This is a genomic window from Aliiglaciecola aliphaticivorans, from assembly GCF_054782055.1.
The window spans coordinates 182631-207361 of the sequence record NZ_BAAGTF010000019.1 but is presented as its reverse complement, the minus strand read 5'-3'; the positions used below and the strand labels follow the sequence as shown (position 1 = coordinate 207361).

The 24731-nt window shown below is 36.7% G+C and carries 20 protein-coding genes; 4 read left to right on the top strand and 16 right to left on the bottom strand.

The window, feature by feature from the left end:
- Positions 1 to 250: 250 nt before the first annotated feature.
- From ACYVIL_RS11250 to ACYVIL_RS11235, 4 genes are read left to right on the top strand one after another with little or no spacing between them, the layout of a single operon-like run.
- Positions 251 to 3775, top strand: coding sequence for a 6-hydroxymethylpterin diphosphokinase MptE-like protein (locus tag ACYVIL_RS11250; RefSeq protein ID WP_460312497.1), 3525 nt, complete (start codon positions 251 to 253; stop codon positions 3773 to 3775).
- A 20-nt stretch (positions 3776 to 3795) separates the two neighbouring features.
- The gene (locus ACYVIL_RS11245) at positions 3796 to 5463 is read left to right on the top strand and encodes an asparagine synthase-related protein (RefSeq protein ID WP_303470205.1); all 1668 of its coding nucleotides are present in this window, start codon (positions 3796 to 3798) and stop codon (positions 5461 to 5463) included.
- A gap of 44 nt (positions 5464 to 5507) precedes the next feature.
- Positions 5508 to 6416, top strand: coding sequence for a class I SAM-dependent methyltransferase (locus ACYVIL_RS11240; RefSeq protein ID WP_460312496.1), 909 nt, complete (start codon positions 5508 to 5510; stop codon positions 6414 to 6416).
- Between the two features lie 46 nt (positions 6417 to 6462).
- Positions 6463 to 7473: a TDP-N-acetylfucosamine:lipid II N-acetylfucosaminyltransferase family protein gene (locus ACYVIL_RS11235; RefSeq protein WP_460312495.1), complete on the top strand. Its 1011-nt coding sequence runs from the start codon at positions 6463 to 6465 to the stop codon at positions 7471 to 7473.
- A 100-nt stretch (positions 7474 to 7573) separates the two neighbouring features.
- Here ACYVIL_RS11235 and ACYVIL_RS11230 read toward each other — a convergent pair whose 3' ends face one another.
- From ACYVIL_RS11230 to ACYVIL_RS11155, 16 genes are all read right to left on the bottom strand, one after another.
- The gene (locus ACYVIL_RS11230; protein WP_303470211.1) at positions 7574 to 8305 is read right to left on the bottom strand and encodes a hypothetical protein; all 732 of its coding nucleotides are present in this window, start codon (positions 8303 to 8305) and stop codon (positions 7574 to 7576) included.
- Between the two features lie 8 nt (positions 8306 to 8313).
- Positions 8314 to 9036, bottom strand: a complete 723-nt coding sequence (locus tag ACYVIL_RS11225) for an SDR family NAD(P)-dependent oxidoreductase (protein WP_303470213.1) — start codon at positions 9034 to 9036, stop codon at positions 8314 to 8316.
- Complete coding sequence (locus ACYVIL_RS11220) at positions 9036 to 10391, bottom strand: AMP-binding protein (protein WP_460312494.1); 1356 nt, start codon at positions 10389 to 10391, stop codon at positions 9036 to 9038. Before ACYVIL_RS11220 ends, ACYVIL_RS11225 begins: the two co-directional genes overlap by 1 nt.
- A complete protein-coding gene (locus ACYVIL_RS11215) occupies positions 10372 to 10617 on the bottom strand; it encodes an acyl carrier protein (protein ID WP_460312493.1) in 246 nt (81 codons plus the stop codon). Before ACYVIL_RS11215 ends, ACYVIL_RS11220 begins: the two co-directional genes overlap by 20 nt.
- Before the next feature lie 445 nt (positions 10618 to 11062).
- Entirely contained in the window at positions 11063 to 12226 is a 1164-nt protein-coding gene (gene rffA / locus ACYVIL_RS11210) for a dTDP-4-amino-4,6-dideoxygalactose transaminase (RefSeq protein WP_303470217.1), read from the bottom strand.
- Between the two features lie 153 nt (positions 12227 to 12379).
- A complete protein-coding gene (locus ACYVIL_RS11205; RefSeq protein ID WP_303470219.1) occupies positions 12380 to 13210 on the bottom strand; it encodes a class I SAM-dependent methyltransferase in 831 nt (276 codons plus the stop codon).
- Positions 13203 to 14591: a glycosyltransferase family 2 protein gene (locus ACYVIL_RS11200; protein WP_460312492.1), complete on the bottom strand. Its 1389-nt coding sequence runs from the start codon at positions 14589 to 14591 to the stop codon at positions 13203 to 13205. The genes ACYVIL_RS11205 and ACYVIL_RS11200 overlap by 8 nt, the downstream gene beginning before the upstream one ends.
- Before the next feature lie 3 nt (positions 14592 to 14594).
- Positions 14595 to 15149, bottom strand: coding sequence for a class I SAM-dependent methyltransferase (locus tag ACYVIL_RS11195; protein WP_460312491.1), 555 nt, complete (start codon positions 15147 to 15149; stop codon positions 14595 to 14597).
- A 1-nt stretch (position 15150) separates the two neighbouring features.
- A complete protein-coding gene (locus ACYVIL_RS11190; protein ID WP_460312490.1) occupies positions 15151 to 16221 on the bottom strand; it encodes a class I SAM-dependent methyltransferase in 1071 nt (356 codons plus the stop codon).
- A gap of 153 nt (positions 16222 to 16374) precedes the next feature.
- The gene (locus ACYVIL_RS11185; protein ID WP_460312489.1) at positions 16375 to 18090 is read right to left on the bottom strand and encodes a capsular polysaccharide export protein, LipB/KpsS family; all 1716 of its coding nucleotides are present in this window, start codon (positions 18088 to 18090) and stop codon (positions 16375 to 16377) included.
- Entirely contained in the window at positions 18087 to 19580 is a 1494-nt protein-coding gene (locus ACYVIL_RS11180; protein ID WP_460312488.1) for a CDP-glycerol glycerophosphotransferase family protein, read from the bottom strand. Before ACYVIL_RS11180 ends, ACYVIL_RS11185 begins: the two co-directional genes overlap by 4 nt.
- 75 nt (positions 19581 to 19655) lie before the next feature.
- Positions 19656 to 20114: an adenylyltransferase/cytidyltransferase family protein gene (locus tag ACYVIL_RS11175; protein WP_303470231.1), complete on the bottom strand. Its 459-nt coding sequence runs from the start codon at positions 20112 to 20114 to the stop codon at positions 19656 to 19658.
- Positions 20111 to 21007: a LicD family protein gene (locus ACYVIL_RS11170; protein WP_303470233.1), complete on the bottom strand. Its 897-nt coding sequence runs from the start codon at positions 21005 to 21007 to the stop codon at positions 20111 to 20113. The genes ACYVIL_RS11175 and ACYVIL_RS11170 overlap by 4 nt, the downstream gene beginning before the upstream one ends.
- A 31-nt stretch (positions 21008 to 21038) precedes the next feature.
- Positions 21039 to 22211: an acyl-CoA reductase gene (locus ACYVIL_RS11165; protein WP_460312487.1), complete on the bottom strand. Its 1173-nt coding sequence runs from the start codon at positions 22209 to 22211 to the stop codon at positions 21039 to 21041.
- Positions 22208 to 23317, bottom strand: a complete 1110-nt coding sequence (locus ACYVIL_RS11160) for a LuxE/PaaK family acyltransferase (RefSeq protein WP_460312486.1) — start codon at positions 23315 to 23317, stop codon at positions 22208 to 22210. The genes ACYVIL_RS11165 and ACYVIL_RS11160 overlap by 4 nt, the downstream gene beginning before the upstream one ends.
- Positions 23314 to 24729 (bottom strand): AMP-binding protein, encoded by a 1416-nt coding sequence (locus ACYVIL_RS11155; protein ID WP_460312485.1) that lies wholly within the window; start codon positions 24727 to 24729, stop codon positions 23314 to 23316. The genes ACYVIL_RS11160 and ACYVIL_RS11155 overlap by 4 nt, the downstream gene beginning before the upstream one ends.
- Positions 24730 to 24731 lie beyond the last annotated feature (2 nt).

Here is a 24731-nt window from a genome sequence, read left to right as displayed (position 1 = left end):
TTGCCGATAAAGTAAGCAACCGACAATAAACACAGTCTAAACTAAGTATTAAAATTCATAACTATGTATAAATATCTATCATGAAAATGCAATTCAAGTAAACTCAATTGACTCCGATACCATCATCAGGTCACAATCATCCTAAGTATTAAATATCAAAAAGATAACCGTTTAACAGTGACAAATATTCAAATGACGTCACAGGCTGATAATAACGAGTTAACGTCTAGCACCATAAAAATTAGAAACCATGCTTAAAAATATACGATTACATATTGAAAAAGATGAAGAAAAACAACAAGAATTGGATCGCTCTTTAGCGGCAACCATTGTAGAAATGCAGCGCAAGAATATTAATAGCTTTGCGCGTAATATTCCCTCGTTAGTTCCGACAATCAAATCTACATCGCTGCAAAATCACTCGTTGTTTAATAATAAGTATGGTGAAATTAATATCGTAGATTACGGTATCGGAAGAACCTTGTATGGATTCCATCCTCTAAACGAAGTAAGCCAGCAAGTGAGCCGTTTTGAACACCACAGTCCAAAAATAACGTTAACTCAAAGCAGCGAAGTAAAATCAGATACAGAAAGCGCAACCTCATCTTCATTAGATTTTCATCAGCTTGCCGCATATCAAAATAGACAAAGCCAGCCGCAGTTAGACGAAGAAATAGAATGCTTAGTCGTATTAGGCTGTGGTTTGGGTTTGCATTTAGAGATGCTGCTTCGTCAACACAAAATCAAATACCTGATTGTTTATGAACCACAGATTCAATTTTTTCAATGCTCGGCATTAGCCATTGATTGGTCTTCAATTTTCGCATTAGCCAAACAAAATGGTACTGGGATTTTCTTACAAATAGAAAAAGATGGACGAAATTTAATTGAAGATATAGAACAATTACAAGAACATGAAGGTATTTCTGAGTTCCGTATTTTCAAACACTACAACCACCCAATTTTTGACGCTATTTTCAATGAACTAACCAAGCGTACTTGGGCTGATATCAAAAAGAATGGCTTTAAAGTCAGCGCTACTGAAAATTACCTCACCTATGTACCTAGCTGGACTCCAGAAATCGATCTTCAAAAATGTAAACCAGTCTGTGAAGAACAAACGCTATTTAGTAAAAACCTAAATGCGTTTAAAAAGTTCTATCCGGCTATTTATGAACAATTTAAATCTTATACTCCAGTCAATTGGCTACCTATTGATAATCAAGATAATGAAGTTAATTTATTAAATAAAGAAAATCTCACCACTTGGTATGGTGAATCACCTATTCAAGATTGTGAATTAAACTTCAAAAACTTTTACTCCCAACCCAATAAAGATGGATTAGTTTTAGGTTATACGGGTACCAAATTAGCCCACTACGAACACTACAAATTTGTAAAGAAAACCGAAGAGCTTTTAAAAGAAGCCGAAGATGAAATTGGCGAATTACCCGAAACGGTTGCATCTATCATCATGTTTGGTTTGGGTGTGGGTTATCAGGTAGAGCGTTTGTTGGCAGATCATAAAGTAGAAAAGCTGTTTATTTGTGAACCTAACTCAGATTTTTTCTATGCCTCATTATTTGCCATTGATTGGACCGCAATTTTCGAAAAAATCGAAAAAACAGATGCACGAATTTATCTTAATATTGGTGATGACGGTACGAACTTATTCAGGGATTTATTAACTCAATTCCACTCAATTGGCCCCTATATTCTAAACAATACCTACTTCTATCAAAGCTATTATAACTCTGCATTGAACAGTGCTATTGGCCAACTTCGCGAGCAGTTGCAAGTGGTTATATCCATGGGAGAATATTTTGATCATGCATATTATGGCATCGCTCATACCAAAGAAGGAATGAGACGAAAGATCCCAGTTTTAACTAAAAACCCATCTGCAAAGTTGAGCTACGATGACAAAGAAGTCCCAATATTTATTGTTGGTAACGGACCATCGTTAGATAGCTCTATAGCGGCGATTAAAGAATGGCGAGAGCAAGTCATTGTTGTAAGTTGTGGGACCGCACTTCAGGCCCTGCATAGGAATGGTATCACACCTGATTTTCATGCAGAAATTGAGCAAAATCGAAGCACATTCGATTGGGCGTCTTTAGTAGATGACTTAGCTTATTTGAGAAGTATCACATTAATTTCGTGTAACGGTATCCATCCTGATACGTGCGAATTATACAAAGAAGTTTTAGTAGCGTTCAAAGAAGGAGAATCATCTACGGTTTCAGCATTGAACGTGCTTGGTCAAGAACACTTTGAAGTATTGCGAAATGCATTTCCTACTGTAAGTAATTTTGTATGTGATTTATTTAGTACATTGAGATTTACTAGCATCTATTTAGTAGGTGTAGATTTAGGATTTATAGATGTTAAACATCACCACTCGAAATCCTCTGCATACTACCTTGAAGATGGAGAAGAAATTTATCAATATACGAACTCTGCTAATACTTCTCTTATTGTGCCAGGAAATTTCAGAGCGACTGTAAATACTAAGCACGAGTTTAAAGTATCGAGGCAAGTAATTGAGCAAGTTACAAACCAAAAAAACAAAGATCAAACTTTTTATAATTGCAGTGACGGGGCAAAAATTAACAACACTCAGCCATTAAGAACTGATGAAATACTGGTTTTATCTAGTAGTGAGCAAAAGCAGCAAGCCGTAAACCAAATGAAAACCGCGGCTTTTTCAAATAATAAAACATCAAACTTTATAGAACGTTTTGAAAATAAATTCTCTCAGAAAAGGTTAATGAAAGAGCTCGGTTATTTTGAATTACTTTTAAAAAATGAAGTGAATACTCAAAAAGACATAGAGCACATAATCAATAAACAAAAAGAAATGTTATTTGCTTCCTATAAGCAAGGAAAGTCTCTGCTGTTTTACTACCTATACGGTACTGTGAATTATGCCAATGCGGTTTTAACTAAATTATCAAGCAACGTAGATAACGATGCCAATGGACTTGAGCGTAATAGGCAACTATTAAACGATTGGAAAAAAACCATCAGTCAATTAAAAACATTTATTTTAGTAAGCGAAAACTGCCACTATTTTGATACATCCGGCTTTAAAACCTATAAAAGAGAGCAGCTAATCTTACCTAAACATATAGCAGGTAAAACGATACTGGCAATATCAGATAATATTAAATTTCAAAAGTGTATCGCGTGGCTCTATACCCAAAACTTACCAACAATAAAAAACTTAAAAATTGCGAATAAAAGTGCAGATGTTGGCCCAAATAATAAGTATGATTTTGTTGTATATTATGAAGATGAAACTAACCAAGGGCTTCGAGGTGAACACAATTCGATTTGTATCACGAGAAGCAATGACGTTGCAATTATTCAAGGTAAGACTACCAGCTTTATTTCCTTTCCTAATATTGATAGCCCAGTAATTCTCAATAGCTTAGCGTTCGTTGTCAGTATCGCGATTCGTGCAGCTTTCGGCGTGACCCAAACCGCGTTTTATATTCCTAAGCTATTCACCTCTGATGCCTCAGAGTTCAACGAAAGAGTCATCTACACTGTACCTGAAGGTTTCGTAGCAATAGACTTTAGGCACTTCATCTGTATATCGGAGATTAAAGACGCGGGATTAGTATCTCGCTACTCAGGGACAAGAGGAACTATTGTATTAGGCGACATTAAAATGAAGCATTTACTTTTAGGTGTTTTATCTCAAAACAAAATAGATGAGTTTAAGCGACAACAAATTCAAATAACTGAATCAGAAATGTCACACATATAATATGGGTAAAGTAAACTAATATGCCAGGAATATATGGTTACACCAAAAGCCAAGTTAGTGATAACTTTCTACCCTTAATGACGTCCTCGCTGTGCGAAATCACCTCAACTAATTCAAATGATGAAATAAACGATGATTTAATCCAAACATCCCACCTTTTTTTAACTAATTCCAATAGCGAACAAATATCCAGCAACGGAATTCATGTACTTATTGAAGGTGAGAAATACAATTATTCAAATATTAGTTTCAAACAGTTATTAACCGAAGCCTATTTAACTGGTCAGCTTAAATCTGTTTTAGCTGAAATAGACGGGTTATTTAATGCGTTAATTTACGACAACGTAACCAAAAAAATTCATTTGATTAGTGATAGATATGGTATGAAATTTCTATATTATTGCTTCGAAAATCAAAGACTCTCATGGTCACAAGAGGTAAAAGCGCTGCTGGCTTTACCGTTTATAAGCAAAGATGTCGACCCCATTGCTGTCGATTCGTTTCTGGAACTTGGATATGTTTTAGAAGATCGCTCACTTTTTTCAAACATCAAGCTTATTAAACCAGCCTCAATAATGACTTTTGATCTATCGACGAAAACACTTACCGAAGAGCATTATTGGAAATGGTCAGCCATCAAGTCTAGAGATATTACCTTTGAGCAAGCCACAGAGGAACTGGGCAAACTATTTTTAGACGCGGTGAAAAAGCGATTTGATTCAAGCAAAAAAATGGGTATAACCTTAAGTGGAGGTTTAGACAGCCGTGCTATTGTTGCTGCTGTAACAACGCTTTATCCAGATTATAAAGGTACGCTATCTACATTTGGAATCGAAGGTTGTGATGATATAGAAATTGCTAAAATTGTTGCAAGAAAAACAAACTGGAACCATAAAATATACCATTTTAAAGCTCACAATTGGTTTGAGCCAAGGTTTGATTCCATATGGCGAACAGATGGCATGCTCAGTATGGAACACATGCATGGTTCAGAGTTTTTAGATGATATTGCAAAGGAAGCTAACATCAACCTTAACGGTTACGCTGGCGATGTTGTATGTGGGGGGGGATGGTTTAAATTGTTACCGTTAAACACAAGAGCAAAAGCTGAGGGAATGCGACTATTTTATAAAAACCAAACAGATAAGACCCACTTTGACTCTGATTTCTATGACCTAGATAAAAGCGAACCCCACCTATTTATGAATAGAGTTAGACGATTTACCAATATGGGAACGGTTAATAGTTTAGATAAAATAGAACAAAGAAAACCTTTTTTTGACAATGCACTTATGGAGTTTGCATTGTCCATTCCCGATGAATATAGAAAAGATAACAAACTTTATGCTGCAATGTTACTCAAGTTTTTCCCTGACTTCTTCACAGATATTCCTTGGCAGAAAACTCGCAAAACGATTTTAGGAGAACAAAGCCAGTATCTAAAAAGTGAAAATATTATTCGCGGCTATATCAACTACGCTCGAGAAATAAGAGAAGATTCAATTCTTACCAAAATTAATGATTTATTATCCGTAAAGGGTTCAAAATATTCTGAATTTACCGATATAGATGCAATTGAAGAATATTTAACCCCACACCTTGTGTCTTTCAAGTACAACTATGTGTCAGAAATATTTCGATTTTTAACTTTAGAGTATTATTTGCGAAAAGTCGCAACGCTTTCCTAAATTGTCTAAGTGAACTGCCTAAAACGAAAACGAGGCAAATATAAATGAAAAAAGTTCTTATATACGGAACATCAAACAAAGCGATCAGAGAGCTCCAAGGGATCTTAATCACTTTTAATTTAGTGGGCTTTGTTGACAGTAATCCTAATAAAAGTGACCAGCATTTGCTCGGTTATCAAGTATTTCACTATTCTGAATTAAAAAATGTAGATTTTGATCTTATTGTAATATGCAGTGCATTCTCTGCGGAAATAATAGAAACCTTGAAGTCACTTCAAATTACCAATTATATTAATTCGTCTGAGCACCCCCTTCTACAAAGTGTAAATAAAGATCTTGCCAATTACCAAAGTGAACTGAAATCGAAGGAGTTGCAAAACATTCCACAAACTCCTTTGCTCGAGCAACATATTGATTGTTGCCAAATGTTGACAAATCGCATTGAGCTTTTGAAAAAATTACCTAAGCATGGGACTGCTGTTGAACTAGGTGTAGCAACCGGCAGCTTTTCGAAATGTATTTTGGAGTATGCCAGCCCTAGCAAACTATACCTAGTAGATGTATGGGGCTCACAAAGATACAACCAAGGCTTACTGGATAATATTCAACAGCTATTTAACACTCAAGTTCAAGCGAACGAAGTGGTGATTAAGCGAAAATTATCCCATGAGGCAGTGTCAGATTTCCCTGATCAGTACTTTGATTGGATTTATATCGATACCACCCATAAATATAAACAAACCAAATTAGAACTAGAGCTCTATGCCGCCAAAATGAAACCCGGTGGCATAATTGCTGGTCACGATTATAGTATGGGTAATTGGGCGAAGTCTTTTCGTTATGGCGTTATTGAGGCGGTACATGAGTTTTGCGTAACGCATAATTGGCGCTTAAAATATCTCACTATGGATATTAGTGAAAATCAAAGTTTTGCCATCGAGAAAATAAACTAGCGAAATCAGACATATAATAACATTTACTTCAACATGGGATAAAAAATTGATTAAATATGTTCACATTATGATCTCAGAAAAGTTTATGCCCCCCTACATAGACTTTATTCAGGAAAATTTTGACGAATCTGAACACTTATTCATTTATATCACCAGTGAAAAATATCAGTTTGGACTGACGCCTTCCCATAACGTCAAATTTATGCACACCGATGATGACTTTTTATGTTTAGCCAACATTTTAAAAGCTGCAGAAAAAATTATTCTTCACGGTCTATGGCGAGATAAAATTAATCATTTGTTAGTCACAAACCCTATTTTATTAAAAAAAGCCTACTGGGTTATGTGGGGAGCTGATTACTACTTACCTGAATCAAAAAGTGAGGAGCATCGAGAAGTGATTAAAAATGTGGGGTATTGCGTTACCCATATTAAAGGGGATATTGCATTAATCAAAAAATCGTACCAGGCAAAAGGTCAACATATTAATTGCTTCGCTTACACTAGTAACTTATATAGACAGGCACCGATAAATATAAATAGAGATCATAAAAAGAAAATTATTGTTGGAAATTCTGCAGCATTAAATAATAATCATATTGCGATATTCGACAGATTATATGAACACTCCTCGGATATAAACCAAGTAATAGTTCCCTTGTCTTATGCAAAAATAGGGGGAAAGCGTTATATAAATCAAGTTATTGAACATGGACAATCTTTGTTCGGTGAAAAATTTAAACCTTTATTGGATTTTTTAACTTTTGATGAATATATGACATACCTAAAAAACATAGATATCGCAATTTATGATCATAATAGACAACAAGGAATGGGTACTTTAATCACGTTGCTAAGCCTAGGGGTAAAAGTGTTTATTCGTCCATCGGTAGCAACATGGGATTTACTAACTAGTCAGAACATTCAAATATTTGATACCAATAAGTTATCTCTAGAAGGTATGAGTGAAAAGCAAATTAATAACAATATCTATAATTTGAAAAAACACTATTCAGAAAAGATGTTAGTTAAACAATGGCAATCAATTTTCAATTGATAAAAGGTAATTGATTGATAATATACTAAACTTCTGTGTGATTATTTTTGAAACATAAAATCAGTTTAAAACATTTAGCTTGAATCGATTCTATCAAAAATCAAATCAAAATATGTTTGTGGTAATCATTATTTACTTTGATGATTTTGAAACCTAAATTTTGATAGAGCGATAGAACCCCCATATTTGCTGCTGATATAGTCGATGAGATTTTTAAATAACCACTTTGTTTAAAATAGTCAATTATGCTCCCCCAAAAGAAAGGTGAATGAAGTTCATAACCTTTTTTACTACCTCCTAAAATGAGCTCGATACTATTTCCTTTAATGAGTTTAAATATCATAAACGAAAGTATTTCATTTGAATGTGACTTGTTAACTAAACAGGTAACATCCTGATTTGCTAAATCATTAACCCATTGTGACATTCTTGCATTCGCACGATTTATAGGAATAAAAGGATCTTCATGAAATCTAGAATACTTAAACATATCTTGAGAAATATTAGCTATCTTCCAGTAATCAGTGTTATCCAAAATAGATAATTCTAATTTTCTCCTAGCATAAATACTAGGTAACACATATGTATCTAATTTTTTGAGGTTAACAATTAGACTGGTTTCACAAATAAAGTACCCAGATTTTAGTAATACCTCTTTTATTTTTAAGTTACTAGATAAAAACCTACCGTAAATTAGGTTAGCATCGCAAAAATCATTAGTCTTTAAAAGTTCAAGACACAATTTTTCATCACTTAAATCTATATCTTGAATTTCAAAAGTTCTGACTTTTAGTACACTTTCATCCCAAGGAGTATATCTTCCTTTTATCATTTTTTCCCTTAAGCGGTACTGCCAGCATCAACTGTAAATGTAGTTCCTGTAATTCCTGCAGCATCTTCAGAAAGTATATATAACATCATGCTGGCTCCATCTTTTATAGTAGCAAGTCGTCCTAAACAACTGCGTCTTTTTATCTTTTCTAATTTATCTCCAATCAAACCATTAGTCATATTTGTTTCCATATAACCTGGAGCAAGTGTATTTACTGTAATTTGTGATTTTCCAAGTTCTCGGGCTAATGACTTAGTAAAACCGGTTAACGCAGATTTTGTTGCACCATATACACTGAGTCCATTAAATCCTGTTGATCCTATGATGGATCCGACATTAATAATACGCCCTTTGCGGTTAAGAAGCATAGATCTAGAAACGTATTTTGTTAGGAGAATAGGAGCCTCCACATTCACTTTCAACAGCGATGAAATATCAGATTCATGCATTGTTGCAAGCACTCCATCATGCCCTATTGCCGCGTTGTTGATCAATCCAAAAATTCGCCCATGTTCTTTTGTTATTTGTTTTACTAATGCGGAAATACCTTTAACGTTATAAAAGTCGAATTGATAAAAAAATACGCTATTTGGGTGTTCTAGTTTTACTTTTTCATAGTCGTCAGTAGGCGTGCGGCTGACTCCAAGTACTTTATACCCTGCTTTAGCAAGCATCTTAGATGTTTCAAGCCCAAGCCCTTTTGCACAGCCTGTAATTAATATGTTTTTCATTAATTTCTTGCCTTTTTTCCTGTGGCATTAATAGATATTGAATCTACTCTTTTCAAGAGTACTGGTACTTCAAACGATTCTAGGTGTAGTTTGCAAAATGAGAAAATATCTCGCTTCACAGCAGCTAATGAAAGACATTTAAAACTATCTTCGACAACAACCTCACAAGCGACTATAGAACCTAAAACTGGATTAGTTTTTGAAAAAACCTTTGCCATTGCCACAGATGGATGATGCTCAAGAATTGATTCGACTTTTTCAGGCATCACTTTGTTGCCACCCACATTAATAGCACCGCTCTGTCTGCCTAAAAAAATGACTCGTTCACCTTCAATTTTTACCATGTCACCAGTATTAAGAAATCCCTCGCTATCTGTATCAAGATTTCCATTTATGTATTTTGAGCAACCTTTTGTACTTTTAATCCACAGGTTTCCATTTGTTATTTTAAGTTGGCATTCTAGGTCAGGCTTATGCGCTAAAAAAGAAACTGGAAAGCCTTCTTTCTTATCTTTAACAACAAAACCAACACCAGCCTCTGTAGATGCATAAATATGAACGATAACTGCAGAGGAATAACGTTGACTCAAGGCTGATAGAACACTCTGGTCACTGATTTCTCCACCTAGTGTAATGCGCTTCAATTGAAGCGCGCCATGGCTTGGCGCCATCAAAAGTTTACGCCAAAATGAGGGCGTTCCAGATAAGGAATTAACTGATTTCCTAGAGAAAAGCGTTATTAACTCGGTCATTGTTGCTGATATTGAAGGAATAACTAAGGTTGAACCGGATGAAATAGACTGAAGATAAACTTGTAAACCAGCGAAACGATTAATATCGTACGTTAATCCCCACGTGAAATTTTTTCCCTGATTAATATCACTCTTTGCTGTTGCAACGAGTGTATCAAGACTATAGCTGGCCAGTTTAGGTACGCCAGACGTTCCTGATGTCGCAAGTATATATGTAGACGATTCATTAGCATGTTCAACTTGAACTTTGGATACCGCAACGATACGACTCACCAATCCCGCTGAAAGGTGGATCAGGTAATCAATTTCAGCGGACTTCAAAAAAATACCTTCATATTCCACCGCATCTTTAGGTAATAGCAGAATAGTGTGGAAAATACTGTCAAAAACAGGGAGATATAGAGCTAACGACTCTCGATCATCAGAAATCACTGCACACTTACGTCCAATAAAACTGGGATTTTCAGACTTAAATTGATTACTTAGCTTCACTATGTCGTTATAAGTGTAGTGTAATTCTTTGGTAGTAAGAAATATTCTATCTAGAGGAACACGTTTTACAATATCTATCAGCTGATTAGACTTATAGAGAGTATTTTTCATAAATCGCCACAAATTCACCAAATGTAGTCGGATATACAGCATCTTTCATTTGTTGAAATGGATCTAGGTCTAACTCTTCTTCAAGAAGCGCTACCAGAATTGCAAAGCCGAGTGAATCTAACCCACTCTCTAGTAAAACCTGATCATCATTGATATCCTCAAAACGTTGGTCAACATCCGTTTGTTCAAGAGCCTCGTTAAATTTTTCTAAAATAATATCTTTCAATGTATCGCCTCTTAAAAGGGAAAAACAAACATATAAATGCTAAGCGCCATCATATAAAAGCGCAAGATTTGTCATATTATATCAATTTATATCTGTGCTGTGTCGTTCCCTGAGATTCACTGTTTACAATAACTTTAAGGATCATTTGGTAGCAGTACTTAACTCTCTAAATCACGCTCCACAAGCATCAATTTTTTAACGCAGTGACTGAATTTTTTTTGATGTTTAAAATCAGAATGAGTCGATTATAAAAGCTACAGAAACAACTAGAGAAGGTGGCTGATATTATCGATTACTTCGAACCACTGAATAAATATCAACTCCCTCAAATTAATGAACGTCCCTATCTTGCGCCGATTGCTTTTTGCATACCAGTTATGAAATATAAACTACTTTGGTTCGAATATAATAATCATTATATTCAGTTTATTACGTCACTTTTCCATTAGGCAATCACGGTCTGAACACTACTGTTAGACATTTGGAAATACTGACTGAGATTTTGACTAATGTATTCAATTTCCTGATTTTTTAATCCAAAATAAAGAGGCAAGCGAAGTAAGCGTTGCGATTCAGTTATCGTGTTTTTCATAGAGGTACGGCACTCTCCTATTTTCATCCCCATAGGAGAACTGTGCAATGGAACATAATGAAAAACACTTACAATTCCTTTTGTATTGAAGTAATCGATCAGGCTTTTACGACATTGAACATCCTTAACCCGCACGTGAAAAATATGTCCATTATGCTCGCACGCTTCAGGTATCGATGGCAATTGTATATAACCCAAAGCTTCAGTTTCAGACAAAATTTCAAAATATTTGTTCCAACTTTTCATCCGACCTTCATGAATTTGCTTTAAGTTTACTAACTGAGAATACAAATACGCTGCGCTCAATTCACCTAATAAATAACTACTACCAATATCTACCCAAGTATATTTGTCTACTTTGCCTTCAGAAAATTGGCGCCTATTCGTTCCTTTTTCTCTTAATATTTCAGCTCGGTCGACTAAATCAGGATCATTGATAACTAGCATTCCCCCTTCACCACCTGCCGTAATATTCTTAGTTTCGTGAAAACTGAAGGTAGCAATATGCCCATGCACGCCAACTGGATTTTCTTTGTATTTGCTACCAATACATTGAGCAGCATCTTCAACCACTTTGATATTATATTTATTGGCGATTTCCATAAGCTTATGCATATCACAACTAACACCAGCGTAGTGCACTGGGACGATTGCTTTTGTTTTAGAAGTGATAAGGCTTTCTAAGAGACTAACATCCATATTTAATGTTAAGGGATCAATCTCAGCAAAAACAATTTTTGCACCACGTAGCACGAACGCATTAGCTGAACTAACAAACGTGTATGAAGGTACAATTACCTCATCACCGTCTTTAATATTGAGAAGTATTGCGGCCATTTCCAATGCATGTGTACAGGAAGTGACCAACATAGCTCTTTTACAGTCTAGTTTTTCTTCAAACCATTTTTCACATAGTTGGGTATATTTGTTGTTTCCGGACATAGCAGAGCTATTCATAGCATCTATTACAAAAGAATCTTCATGCCCTGTTCTTGCTGGTTTATTAAACGGAATCATTGATTACCACCTAATTTGAACGTTTCATAACGCTATATTACCGCGTCTCTGGTTTACTTTTATCGACCTTATTATAAAAAGCTTTAAAATGGGTATGGAGCCATTCGACTTATAGGTTTTAACGCAGAGCAATAATTTTATTCGCTTATTAAATTAAGATTCTTTCCATATTACTAACCTAATCTGTTTTTCCTTTTTTAGTAAGAAAACAGATTTATAAAAGCTAACTTTTGCCACCAAATCTGAAAGAAATTTAGGAAGAAATGAGCTTTTAAACCTTTTATTTCTATAACGCTCAAAGTATAGCTCTTCTAAATCAACTATTTTGAGATTAGGGAAGTTATCCAGATATTCCTTCAAACTATGACTTGTTATCCAGTTTAGCGTATCTAAACCTTTAGCTGGCTTATTCAAAAATTTCAAATATAACTTAGCTAGTTTTTTATTCATTCTAGGCAGAAATGGAACAGCATAATGAGGCTCATAAAAACTATTATAGTCGGGGGCCTGAATTTTTAATTTACCACCAACTTTTAATACTCTGATCAGTTCATTTAAGGTTTTTTCTACATTCTGCACATGCTCTAAGGTTTGGTAGGTAGTGATATAGTCAAAACTGTTATCTTCAAACGGGATATTTTCGCCGACTCCCTCAATAATTCTATCTCTATAATAGTCGGGATAATTGAGCTCTTTCATTTTCATATCCATATAGGATAGCTTCCATTTTTCAGGTTCAATTCCGTATATGTCATAACCTTTTTTCAACCCATAAAACAGAAATGTACCGACTCCACATGCCATATCAAGGATTTTACCCTTATGATCATCAAAGTTCTCAATCTCTTTCCATCGACCATTTAAATTCTTAGAATCATCGTGCCAGATTCTAGCAAGCTCTTTGGTCACTGCAATATTGTCATAACCAAAATATTCGATACTGTCCTCTACAAGCTTTTGCTGCAAAAAGGTTTTACTATCCATTGTCACGTTCCTCCAAACATGGTTCGGATTCAAAAAAACGAATAACGTGAGGCGTTCGATGCAAACGCTTCGCAGCCAACAAAATTTGATCAGTGATCTGCTCGACTTGAGATATACTTGCTATAACGATAACGCTTGGTTCTTTCATTACAGAAAAAGCTTCCTCAAGGGTAAATTCGTCTTTTTTCTTTGTAGCATTTTTTGCAAACTTTTTATCAATAAACCCTTTAATGATAAATGATTTTGGTAGGCATGCTTTCAGCCTTAGCCAAGTATCCCCGGTACCATAAATATATAAGTTTCGTATTCCACTTTTTTTAATATTCTTAACCAATGCGACCAATTTAGGATCTTTTCCAGCCCCATAATTCGCCTTCGCTAAGGCAATATCATTTTTGGGAAAAAGTGAGATAAATGCAGTTCTTCCAACAATTATTGAATCATCTAATGCTTTGTAAATGAGATTCCAATACTCTGATGGGATAGCCAATTTAAAATACTGTAGAGTTTGTTCAGACAATAATTGAGGTTGGCAAAGTGCTTGATAAAAATGACGTAAAAGATCTTCGCGTTCACTCCCTACGGTAAATTTATCAATATTGTTAAACCTCACTTTAATCGTGCGTATTATACTTCGTAAGAATGGAAGCTTATATGTTTCAAATATTCCCTTATCCAGCAAAAACCCTTTTCTCACGTTCATTACATCTATGGTTTCTGAGATTCTAATTGGATTTATAGTCTGACTTTTTGACCCTTCTAAACGAAACCATTGATACAAAGAGTTAAATACAAAATTAACGGAGTTAGCAAAATAAAGTAGCTTCAATAAGCTCGCATTGTCTTCATTATTTCTGATGGTTTCAGAGAAGAAACACTCACTATTGAGAAATAAATCACGATGATAAATCTTTGCCCAAACTGCGGAGGGTTTAACTAAAGCGACAATATCTGAAAAATAATCCCTTGCATTATAATCAGGCGAAAATAAATGTTTTTTAACAGTCTTATTGGGTTTAATTTCTTGGTGCCCACAAACCACAATATCTTTGTCAAACATAGCTTTTTGAAAAAGGAAATTAAGCATTTCCGTATCAGCAGAATCATCACTATCCATAAAAGCGATATATTCACCTTTTGCTAAACGTATTCCAGCATTTCTCGCGGCACCCGTGCCTTTATTTGTTTGAGTAATGAGCTTCACTCGAGTATCTAGTTCGGCTAAGTTTTTAAGTATCTCAGCACTACTGTCGGTAGAACCATCATCAACGAAAATGATTTCGATCTCTTTCAGTGTTTGTTTATGAAGCGACTCAAAACATCTGCGAATATATAACTCAGAATTAAATACGGGGATAATTACCGACACTTTATACTGCATGCGTTAGGCTGTCTTTGTTGCATTCGTGACTAGATGAACATCACCTTTAATTTCACATTGAACTTGTGAAAATCCAACTTTAGACATAATAAATTGCATTTTACGTTGGTTATATCCCGACTTATGAACATCCCAGTAACTAGTGTTATAGTCTTCTTTTCGAGGATCACATTCTGCTTGCCATCCCCAAAAACCGCCTTCACTGTATCGCGCATCAGACCGTTTTTCAGAATAAGTCTCTTCATTCCATTTTGCATTCAGCCATTGTTGACAGTGAAAATCCATATTTGGCACTATTATTCTCACACTTCCGCCTGGGGCAAGTGCCGAAAACCAATCTTGAAGTGTTAACATAGCCTCAGCTTGAGTTAAATGTTCAAGCATATGTCTAGAATATATATGCTCAACCTTGGAGAAGTGTTTTGACACCTCCCAAGCTTTACAAACACAATCGACATGTGGCAAAGGTCTTAAATCACAATGCACAAAACCTTCTCTTATATCTGGACCACAACCAACGTATAAATTGATAGCCATTTCTTTATTTGAATTTTCCATATTAAGGTTTAACCGCCGTAGCTATTGTGAAATGCCCATCTGTTCCAGCTACGACCTTCCCGGCAACAGGATCATGTTGTGCAAAAAGTTCTATTTTTACGAATCCAGCCCCGGCCAATAACTCAACTAGCTCTTCATTTGTATAGTGCTTTTCATGGAATCTAAATTTGTCTGAATCGAAAGGCATAACATCTTGATTTGGAGTAGAACAAATTAGCGTACCGCCCTTTTTGAGTGACCGATAAAATATAGCTAATAATTCCCTATCAAAAGATACATGTTCGATAGTTTCAAAAGAAACGACGGCATCAAAGGATGCTATTTGAAAATCACATTTTTTTGCATCCTCACAGATAAAATTAGTATTGTCATTTTGGTAATACAGATTGGCGTATTCAATGGCATTTTTTTCAATATCAACACCGGTTACTTTGGCATCTGTGGCTTTTGCTAGCATCAAGGTGCCATAGCCAATACCACAAGCCAAATCAAGTATTTGGGACGGTTGTCGTTTTGCTAATTGATCACAAGCAAATTGATAACGGTTTTTATGATCTGCTCGAATATTTTTATAATCGGTAGCTATTTGCCGTTCACCTTTATCCATAGATTTTATGGCACTAGCGATCAACTGACCATCATCAGTTTCTTTGATGTCTGAGACAATAAACCCAGCACGCTCTAATAGGAAGTTTAAACGTTTTTTATTATATGCCGATTTAAAAACATCCTGGTGTTGCTCATCATAATTTTCATCGCGAGGGTTGCCGGTTTGTTGTGCACCCCATAAATGAGAAAAAGATTGTCGAGCATCAGATTGAGTATCTCTTAAGGTTTCCTCTGACCAACTCGCATCTAACCACATACGTGCATAGAAATCAGCGTTTGGTACATGAATGATTAATTCGCCTCCTACCTCTAAGGTAGCAAACCATTTTAATAATGTGTAATCAGCTTCCATTGAAGTCAAAAATTGCAGGATGTTTTCTGCAGAAATATGACTGACAGAATTTTTTTTTGCTGTGATTAGCCATGGACTAGGCATAGAAATGGATCCCACTTCATCCGTCAATATAATTTCATTTTGCTTGCGGTTTAACAATACCCTGGTCAATATCCATTCCTCACATTTAACTACAACGTTAGAGTAACTATAGATCTCTAACCCCTAAATATCGGCTTAATAGAATAGTTCTTTAATTAGTTTAAAGCTTTGAGCTTCCGTCTATTCGGTTACAACACCTGAGCTATTTATAGGTTTAAATTGATACTCACATTGATTTTCTTGCTGTATTTTTTCGATATAATACAGAGTCTTATTTACGAGAGAAGTTGTAGCACCGTTACTCAACCAAATTCGACATTTATTTAGTGGCCAGCAAAACACAATTATGTGGTGTTCAATCACTAATTGTTCATCTAACAAATGAACATTACTCACCCCAATGGTTTGCTCGCAATCGGCGGGCAGATCAGAACTGAAGGTCAGGTTATACTCAGAGAACTCGGCGAAATGATAACTGAAAGTTCCAGAACCTATCACTAGTACTTTATGCTCCATATTAATATCAGTTGGAGGTTTCAGTTTTATTCGACCAACTTTGGCATTTGGCATCAATGACATACCCAGTTGCTTGTGCTGTTTTGTTACATTCAAAGTATCTTCGGTCCGTAAAATTTGAATCGCCGATATATTGTTTAATCGGTTCCATATTTCAGTTTTATTCCTTGGACATAAATGATGGAAAATTAAGCCACATAAATAATGTTTAGCAACCTGTAGTTTTTTTTCAGATGGATGCCACCCTGCCAATAAACGAGTTAATTGGACTTGAATGGTTTCTCTGTCTGTTGCTTGCAAGCAAAACATCTCGACAGAATAATAAGGATTACCGCACACTAAGAGTGGTTTATCACGATAGATCATTTCCAGTCCACTCTGACTATTCGCGACAACACCAAAGTCGACCAATTCCATCAGTTGGTAGGTGTTACAATCATCCCCACTGAACAATATTACTTGAGGGTGATTACCAAATTGTTGGTGAAGGTGCTTCACTGTGTCATCACCGTATCTAGCTTCTAGCGGATGTAGTCGACAAACAATCGTATCATCAGCTGTACACTGAGAAAGGAACTCTGTGATGATAAAGCTAAGAAACTCAATTTGGGTTGGAAAAGCTGTGAGGTCATTAACAATCACGGCATCATGGGGCATTTGTCCCAGTAACAACCCAATTTTACCTTTATTTTTACGTTTGCGTTCAGCAACTACAAGTAACTGCTCTGGCAATTCCTGACTAGCTGCAGGCATCGAAATATAGCCATTTAAAAGTCCATGACATTCTCTGTCTCGCATGAGTCGTTCAAGAATTTCAAGTTGTTCAGACGTCACTTTTAGGTTACGTATAAAAGGCCACTTTTGAACAAACCCATGATGATTGGCTATTTGTGTACTATTTGCTTCCAAATAAAAGTAATTCTGTAAAAAGAAACTTTCAATGCAGATTAATTGAGCTTGATATTTTTCACTAAAATAAGCGGCTAGCTTTGTTTCGATTCTATAGTTACCAAATATAATCGCTACTTTTACGTTTTTAGTCGTAAATGCATTCTCCATTTTACTGGCGTAAAGTTTAAATTGGTTAATAAGTTCTATTTTTTGTTGTGGAGTTTCAACTTTGTTGCTGTATCGACCATTCAAACGAGCAATTGTGTGCCGAGCCATTTCATCCCAATCTAACTCGCTAAGGTAGTCATTTTCCACTTTGTCACAATCTGTCAATTTGGTGTTTTTTTTCCAAGGGGGGATTTCATCATCAAGAATATTAAATCCTATTGAAAAAAAATACTCCCTCAGCCACAGGTGCACCAAGCCGCTAGCAAAAGGCCTATCTAAAAACAAAACACTCGGAATATTTAATAAATCGACACTGTTCATCGACACTCCAATAAATTCATAGCTTCATCAAAAATCACTGCAGAGCTTTTTCCGATATTGTTAGTTTCATACAGCTTTTCCTTTAGCTCTTGTCTTTTGCTTTCAAAGTCATCCTTGTCTAATGAACTTAAAATACTGGCAAATAAACTTGGTAAATCCTCAGGTTTTAGGCCGGGGGTGCTTTTCTCGAAATCGAGCATGAAGTCGCCGTGGCGCTTTACGTATTCCAATTTGTCATAAATAAAAAATACGATGGGCTTATCCAAAAGCAGATAATCAAAATAGATTGATGAATAATCTGTAATTAATAACGATGACATGGCTAACAGCGGATAAATATCACTGGTACTGGGATAAAAAACAATATTGTGTTGATAGTCCGGTGTAAACTGATAATCATCATTTTCCATTGAGTCAAAAAATGATTCTGGACGAATGAAAGGGTGCATCTTCAATACAATACGTAAATCATGTTGCTTAGCAAACTTATTTAACTTGTCTAGATTGATGGGGTTGTTATCAAAAGAGTCCCCACGCCATGTTGGGGTATAAACAATCAGTTTATTATTTGAAGTTTTCGCCCAAGCATATATATCTTGATCAACCAGCGCTAAACTTTTTTTATTATCGCCTTGTTCAAATAGTACATCGTTTCTGGGATACCCAGAGTTAATAATTCTTTTATAATCAAAAATTTCTGAAAAGGCGTAATCTGTCACAAAATCTGAAGTTGATATAACTAAATCATATTTTACGGCTTTGTAATTAGCCAGATGACCAATTTTTTTAAGAGGAATACCATGCCATATTTGAATGGTTTTCGCGTCATTAATTGCGTAGCGTAAATCTTGGGTGATGGGGTTATGATCTAACACCATCAGTTTAGATCTTAGGCTGTAAAAAATGAATAACCATGAGTTAATGTCGATTATCTTGAAACCAAGAGGTTTTAACAACGCGATTTGATTTTTATTGTCGGTGGCTATTACCGCATTAATTCTTTGCTGATTTTCAAAGTACAAGTAGAGCTGTTTGATGTTAAGGTCAATGAACCCCTGCCCTAAAAATAGTACGTTGTTATCACGTTGCATGTATTTTTTAAAATGTCGCTGTAATACTAAATGGATTCCTGGCAAAGCATTACTTTTGTTTTTTTGCCACCAGAGTTTGAAGTTAGATATTTGTCGGAAACCCTCATTGTAAATCACCAACTGTCGTTTTGAATTGGCAAGGCCAATTTGTTTCAAAGCTTTGTTTATTTCTAGGCCATAATTAGGGGAAATAATAAGTACTTTATCGAACTTTTTCTGAGCTAAATCATCAGGAGAGATGATATCTTTCCCCTGCTTGCTTTTATCCACAAAACCTAAAAAATTGATACTGGAGTCTTGCTCAAGGTAGCGCTTAAGCTTTTCAGACATTGGTGTAAATGGGGTAATATAAACGGACTGTCCAGGTTTGAGGCCAAGCAGCTCTATTTGTGGTGACATATTATTTCCATAACTGCTTTTTGACTCTTTCTCTTCGTCCAACATCTTGCAAAACAACAATCATTATAAAATCACCTATTCCAATGCTTTTACAATATCCAGCACACCATCCAAACCTTGTTTGATTTTTTGGATTGCTTCACTATCTATTTGTGACAGTGCTTTTTTTAAACTTGTTGTTGAAATACTAGGAGTACGTGGCAAATAAATGACCTCACACAACGTCTGAAGCTCATCAAATTTTCCTTGCCAATCTGCGCCTATTCCAAAGACATCAATATTGTACTCTTTAATATCCTCGCTTTTTTGCTCCCAATTGTGTTCGGGTATGACTAAATCAACACAACCTAAAGCGCCGACAATCTTTGCCCGTTCAGCGTAACCGTAAATGCACTGTTTACCCTTTAAAAGATTAAACTCGTCGGTAGACACACCTACAATGAGTTTGTCTCCCAACGCACTTAGACGTTCCAATAAATTAACATGACCAACATGAAGTAAATCAAAGGTGCCATAAGTTAGAATCGTTTTCACAAGGTTTTCTCGTCATATAATGTTGATGACTGAATATCATCCAAGGTCCAATCAGATTTAGGGGTTTGCCAATCACCGTAGTGGCGACTTAAATACCCTTCTACATCACTGGGTATAAATATAGATTTATCACGAAATGTAAAAGAAGCGAGTTGAAGCATGTGACGACTTGGCATGGAAAACCCTCGAGATGCAATAACATAATCCATTACATGCTGGTCTACATACTTTACAAATAAATCAATTAAAGGAAGCTGACAGTTAGCATCTGTTGGCTCTAACTTAAAACTCCGCGTATCACCAGCCTTTACTAGACCGAAAGCTTGTTCTGCGTAATACTCGGTAATTTTCCATGGCTGATTAGACACTCGTTCTAAGGCCGTCAACAGTGTACCTTGATTGCTTCTTATTTTTTCAATGTCATCCCTTAAAACGGCAATATCAAAATCATCGTCCCAAGGGATAAAAGCATCATCTCGATAAATACCTAATAAGGTACCAGCGTCCACATAATACTTTATGCCACTTTCCGTTAATGCATCACACAAAGCCAATAATACCTCTTCACATACCTGTTTTGTCAGGTCACTATCACCAAAGTGGAAGCGTTTCATTGCAGTTGCATGCAATACTTTAATTTTTTTCTCGGCAATATTTTCTTGTTGTTTTAACTGTGTTTCTATTTGTTCAAAATATTCACTGGCAATCATAATTACATCATAATTGAGATTATGTAGTTCTTTCACCGAAACAATTGGGATGCCATCGATCTCTAGGCCGCTCTTTTGTGGGTCGTTGTCACAAAAGGCGATAATTTGGTAATCAGAGTGCAGATTATTCTTAGCAGCCATACCGGCATTTCCCGCTCCAAATATAATCACTTTTTGCTTCAAAATATTTGCCTCTATTTCTGCACTTATCTCACTAACCGATCACATTTAATCGTGAAAGTTGATCAAACAGGTTATACCCATCCCAAACCGGAGAAAAATCTAATGCCTGGCCCACAGGCACAATTCTATCTATTCCCTGTATCGACGGTTGCTGAGCAAACTTGACTAAGCTTTGTTGCTCTAGCCCCCAGTAGCTCAAGGTTTGTAGTTTAGCATTGCTTGTTGCTGCTATGTCTTCCAAGGTGTCTATTTGCATCAGTAAAAAGTAACCACCACCGAGATGCCAATCTAGCCAATGCTCATCAAAACAGCTGACAGGAATCACTCCCACGGCGCTTTGAATGATGGGCTCAGCAGCTTCCCCGGTACTTTTTAGCAACTGACTCGTAACCAGGTGATCATTTAAACTATTAATCGTTTGTTCGTTTTGCGTGGCCAGACAATTTACTTGTTGAAATAACGCAAGTTGCAAAGCCCTATCGCCTAACCAATAAATCAACCTCGGTGATGAACACGCCAACTGCCCATGAGGCTGAGTATCCTGCCATAAGAGTTGCGCTAATTTAGGTACATTCTCTCTGGTTAATTGGTCACCGTTGATCACAGCAGCAGAATACCTATCAGCAAAACTAATATCGCGACAACGGGGCTGACAAGGTAATTGCCGAATAGCATTAACACTTTCGTCTCCACCCCAGATAACACGCGCATCCGCTTTACTGCTGAGTATTTTCGAATACTCTGACTGCTTATCGTAATGTATAAACAGGTTATACTGCCCTAATCGAACGAAGGCTGGCTGCGCAAAAAGCCGGTTTATGATACCCAATAAGCACCCTCTTAATTCGGTGCTTTTGGTTGCCACTCGAACGACATTGTGATTCCCCATTAGCAAGGAACATATCCAGCTGTAGATAAACATAGTGTCCACATTTGCAGGGGTGAAATGCAAAACCCATCCTAGGGGTTTAACAATCCCGGTAGGAGCAAATTCATGTAATTTTTTCAGGTTAGATTTCCGTAACCAGAACCCCAAAGCCACTAATTCTGGAAAAGATTTGGCTTCGCTATCTTTTAACAATGCAGTAGACAAAGCCTCAATAAAATTCAACACTTCAGGATCAAAACACGTAACCCCTTCAGCGCGGTGATTGATCATATTCAAATCACCTCCCTCTGGCGCTAAGATAGTCAACGAGCTCATGATGATGCCTCTGAGTGTGTATCACTACAACCGCGCACTTCGGTCTTAGGGAGTCGAGCTTTGATTGCAAAATACTTGCCTTTGGCGCCGCACAGACAATCGTCCACACCTTTTAAAACACCTAAATCTTCAGTAAGTAAGCTGTGTCCAGGATAGCTGCTTGGCAAGGCTGATAAAACTTGCACTAAACCTGTTTCGCCCATGGCTGACTCCTTCAATGTAAACGGATCACGAATCACCACATCGGCAAATATGGGCGCATGTAAATGGCCCTGTGAACACTCTACAAACACCGACCCTACTTGCTCCGCCATGCCATAAAAATTAAAGCATTTTGAAATGCCAGTTGTTGCCATCAACGCCTGCTTGAAAGTGACGTTATCAACCTGTTGTTCAATTAGTTTTTTCCATCCGCCACTGTGAATCAAAATGCCATTTGGTAAGGATATTGTCTTGCCGTTATTTTGTAATGCTTTTATAAAATACAACCAGACCATGAAAGTAAAACCAAAAATCAACACGGGCTGTTCAGCGTACTTTTGGCAAAATGCTTCAATAACAGGCCAATTAGGCTGCATATTTTCATCCAGGGCATAGGTATGGTCTCGACCAAAAAAGGCTAAGCCTTGAATACCCGCAGCTCTGGCACTGAATTCTGGTTTTTTAAGAATATCGGGAGAGTCGATAATCAACATTGGCAAACGCTGTCGGCCTATAGTTTGCTGTAAAATTTTAACCAAAACCTTACTTTGCCTGGCACTGGTGGCCTTGTCTAAATAGATGGTTGCCGGTGTTTGAGAGGTTGTTCCTGAAGATTGCAGTACCTTGAACACATTTTCGTCAGAGATACTTTTTAGGTTCAACTGTTTAAACAAGCGCACAGCTAAATAAGGTAATTCATCGATTTTCTTTGCATCGCCTGCGTGGTGATCAACAATGTTCTGATACGCTTGGCAATGTTGCTGATGAAGTTGATGTAACTGGTTTAATACCGGCAGCAATAAGGCTTCTTTTTGGCTTTGTTCAAGGGCATAAACATCCGACGCTAGCAGCTCTTCGAATAAACTCAGGTATTTTACTAGTATTGGGTTACTATCATTAATCATAGTGATTCAGCCAATACCGAATTAAGTACGCCTTGATAATCTTTTTTGCCATTTTCAGTTAACGGCAAAACATCGTAATAAGTCACTTTGATCATCCTTGGATGTAAATCAAAACGTTGGCTTAGCCATTTTTTGACATCCACATTAGGTTGCTGATGCTTCTCAGACACAATTGCCACTACCAGACAACTATCGTTACCTGTGGCTAATCCGGCAATATTCAGCTCTTGCAAACTCACCTCAACTTCATCTAAGTCAATTCGCAAACCAAATAATTTAACAAAACGCGATTTACGCCCGGTGATAAAATAATCACCATCGTCGTCAAAATAAGCCAAATCTCCTGTCCCTAGCCATCTATCCTTAGATGGGTTTGAATTGATGGGTAAGCCATTTAAATCGGCCTGATTATTAACATAACCAAGCATCACATTGGCACCAGAGTAAAACAGTTCGCCGACCCTATTAGATTGCTCAATTACTTGATTTTGCTCATCAACTAACTTAAATCGTCCTCCAGGAATAGCACGACCAATTGACTCAGGCTTTTGAGTGACCAGTTTGGGATCTAAAAAAGCCATTCTTGGACTTGCTTCGGTTTGGCCGTACATCACAAAAAACTCGCTTCGATTCTGTTTCGCAAATTGACCTAATGTTTTAATGGCGTCACAGGCCAGTTTTCCACCCGCTTGGGTAAAGTAGCGCAAATGAGGTAATGATTTGCGATCAAAGCGCAACCTGAGAAGCATCTCATAGGTAAAAGGTACACCGGCAAAACTATTGATCTTGTGTTGCTCAAATAACTGCCAGTAGTCACGACTCACCGGACTTGCATCCGAAAAAATACAACAAGCCCCTTTGTGCAAATGGGAATTGATGATTGAGAGCCCATAAGAATAGAAAAAAGGCAAAGAACACAGCGTCTTGTCCGTATTCTCTATGGGCAAATACGCACAAATAGCCTCGGCGTTGGCCTGCAAATTATGCGCGCTCAAGGCAACTTGTTTAGCCGTCCCCGTTGAACCTGAGGTAGATAGCAATAAACTCCCTTGGCAATCATGCAAAGTGCTACTTGTTTGATGATATTGAATCGTACTTTTTTGCAGTGCCGAACAGCTTATGGTCGCACTTGGATCAAACTCTTTATACAATTTGCGTAAAACAGAATTATCAGTATCTGGACTAAGTAGCATCCCACAGTGACCTTGCCTCACGACACTTAGATAAGCCACCAAAGTAGATAAGCCATTAAACGCCAATATAAAAATCACACCTTTGCGGCGACCTAAATGTTGACTGAGGTCCCCTTCCAAACGTCTGCAAGCTTGTTCAAGCTGCGCATAGCTAAGTTGCTGCTCTCCTTCAATGGCAGCGATATTGTTAGCATGTTGGGAAAGTGCGTCATAAAACATTG

Excerpts from the sequence above, each read along its gene's own strand:
- ACYVIL_RS11180 (WP_460312488.1), bottom strand. The coding sequence starts at position 19,580 with ATGTCACCACAAATAGAGCTGCTTGGCCTCAAACCTGGACAGTCCGTT.
- ACYVIL_RS11185 (WP_460312489.1), bottom strand. The coding sequence starts at position 18,090 with ATGAACAGTGTCGATTTATTAAATATTCCGAGTGTTTTGTTTTTAGAT.
- ACYVIL_RS11250 (WP_460312497.1), top strand. The coding sequence starts at position 251 with ATGCTTAAAAATATACGATTACATATTGAAAAAGATGAAGAAAAACAA.
- ACYVIL_RS11205 (WP_303470219.1), bottom strand. The coding sequence starts at position 13,210 with ATGGATAGTAAAACCTTTTTGCAGCAAAAGCTTGTAGAGGACAGTATC.
- ACYVIL_RS11230 (WP_303470211.1), bottom strand. The coding sequence starts at position 8,305 with ATGATAAAAGGAAGATATACTCCTTGGGATGAAAGTGTACTAAAAGTC.
- ACYVIL_RS11220 (WP_460312494.1), bottom strand. The coding sequence starts at position 10,391 with ATGAAAAATACTCTCTATAAGTCTAATCAGCTGATAGATATTGTAAAA.
- ACYVIL_RS11225 (WP_303470213.1), bottom strand. The coding sequence starts at position 9,036 with ATGAAAAACATATTAATTACAGGCTGTGCAAAAGGGCTTGGGCTTGAA.
- ACYVIL_RS11200 (WP_460312492.1), bottom strand. The coding sequence starts at position 14,591 with ATGCAGTATAAAGTGTCGGTAATTATCCCCGTATTTAATTCTGAGTTA.
- ACYVIL_RS11240 (WP_460312496.1), top strand. The coding sequence starts at position 5,508 with ATGAAAAAAGTTCTTATATACGGAACATCAAACAAAGCGATCAGAGAG.
- ACYVIL_RS11165 (WP_460312487.1), bottom strand. The coding sequence starts at position 22,211 with ATGAGCTCGTTGACTATCTTAGCGCCAGAGGGAGGTGATTTGAATATG.
- ACYVIL_RS11245 (WP_303470205.1), top strand. The coding sequence starts at position 3,796 with ATGCCAGGAATATATGGTTACACCAAAAGCCAAGTTAGTGATAACTTT.
- rffA (WP_303470217.1), bottom strand. The coding sequence starts at position 12,226 with ATGATTCCGTTTAATAAACCAGCAAGAACAGGGCATGAAGATTCTTTT.
- ACYVIL_RS11160 (WP_460312486.1), bottom strand. The coding sequence starts at position 23,317 with ATGATTAATGATAGTAACCCAATACTAGTAAAATACCTGAGTTTATTC.
- ACYVIL_RS11195 (WP_460312491.1), bottom strand. The coding sequence starts at position 15,149 with ATGGAAAATTCAAATAAAGAAATGGCTATCAATTTATACGTTGGTTGT.
- ACYVIL_RS11155 (WP_460312485.1), bottom strand. The coding sequence starts at position 24,729 with ATGTTTTATGACGCACTTTCCCAACATGCTAACAATATCGCTGCCATT.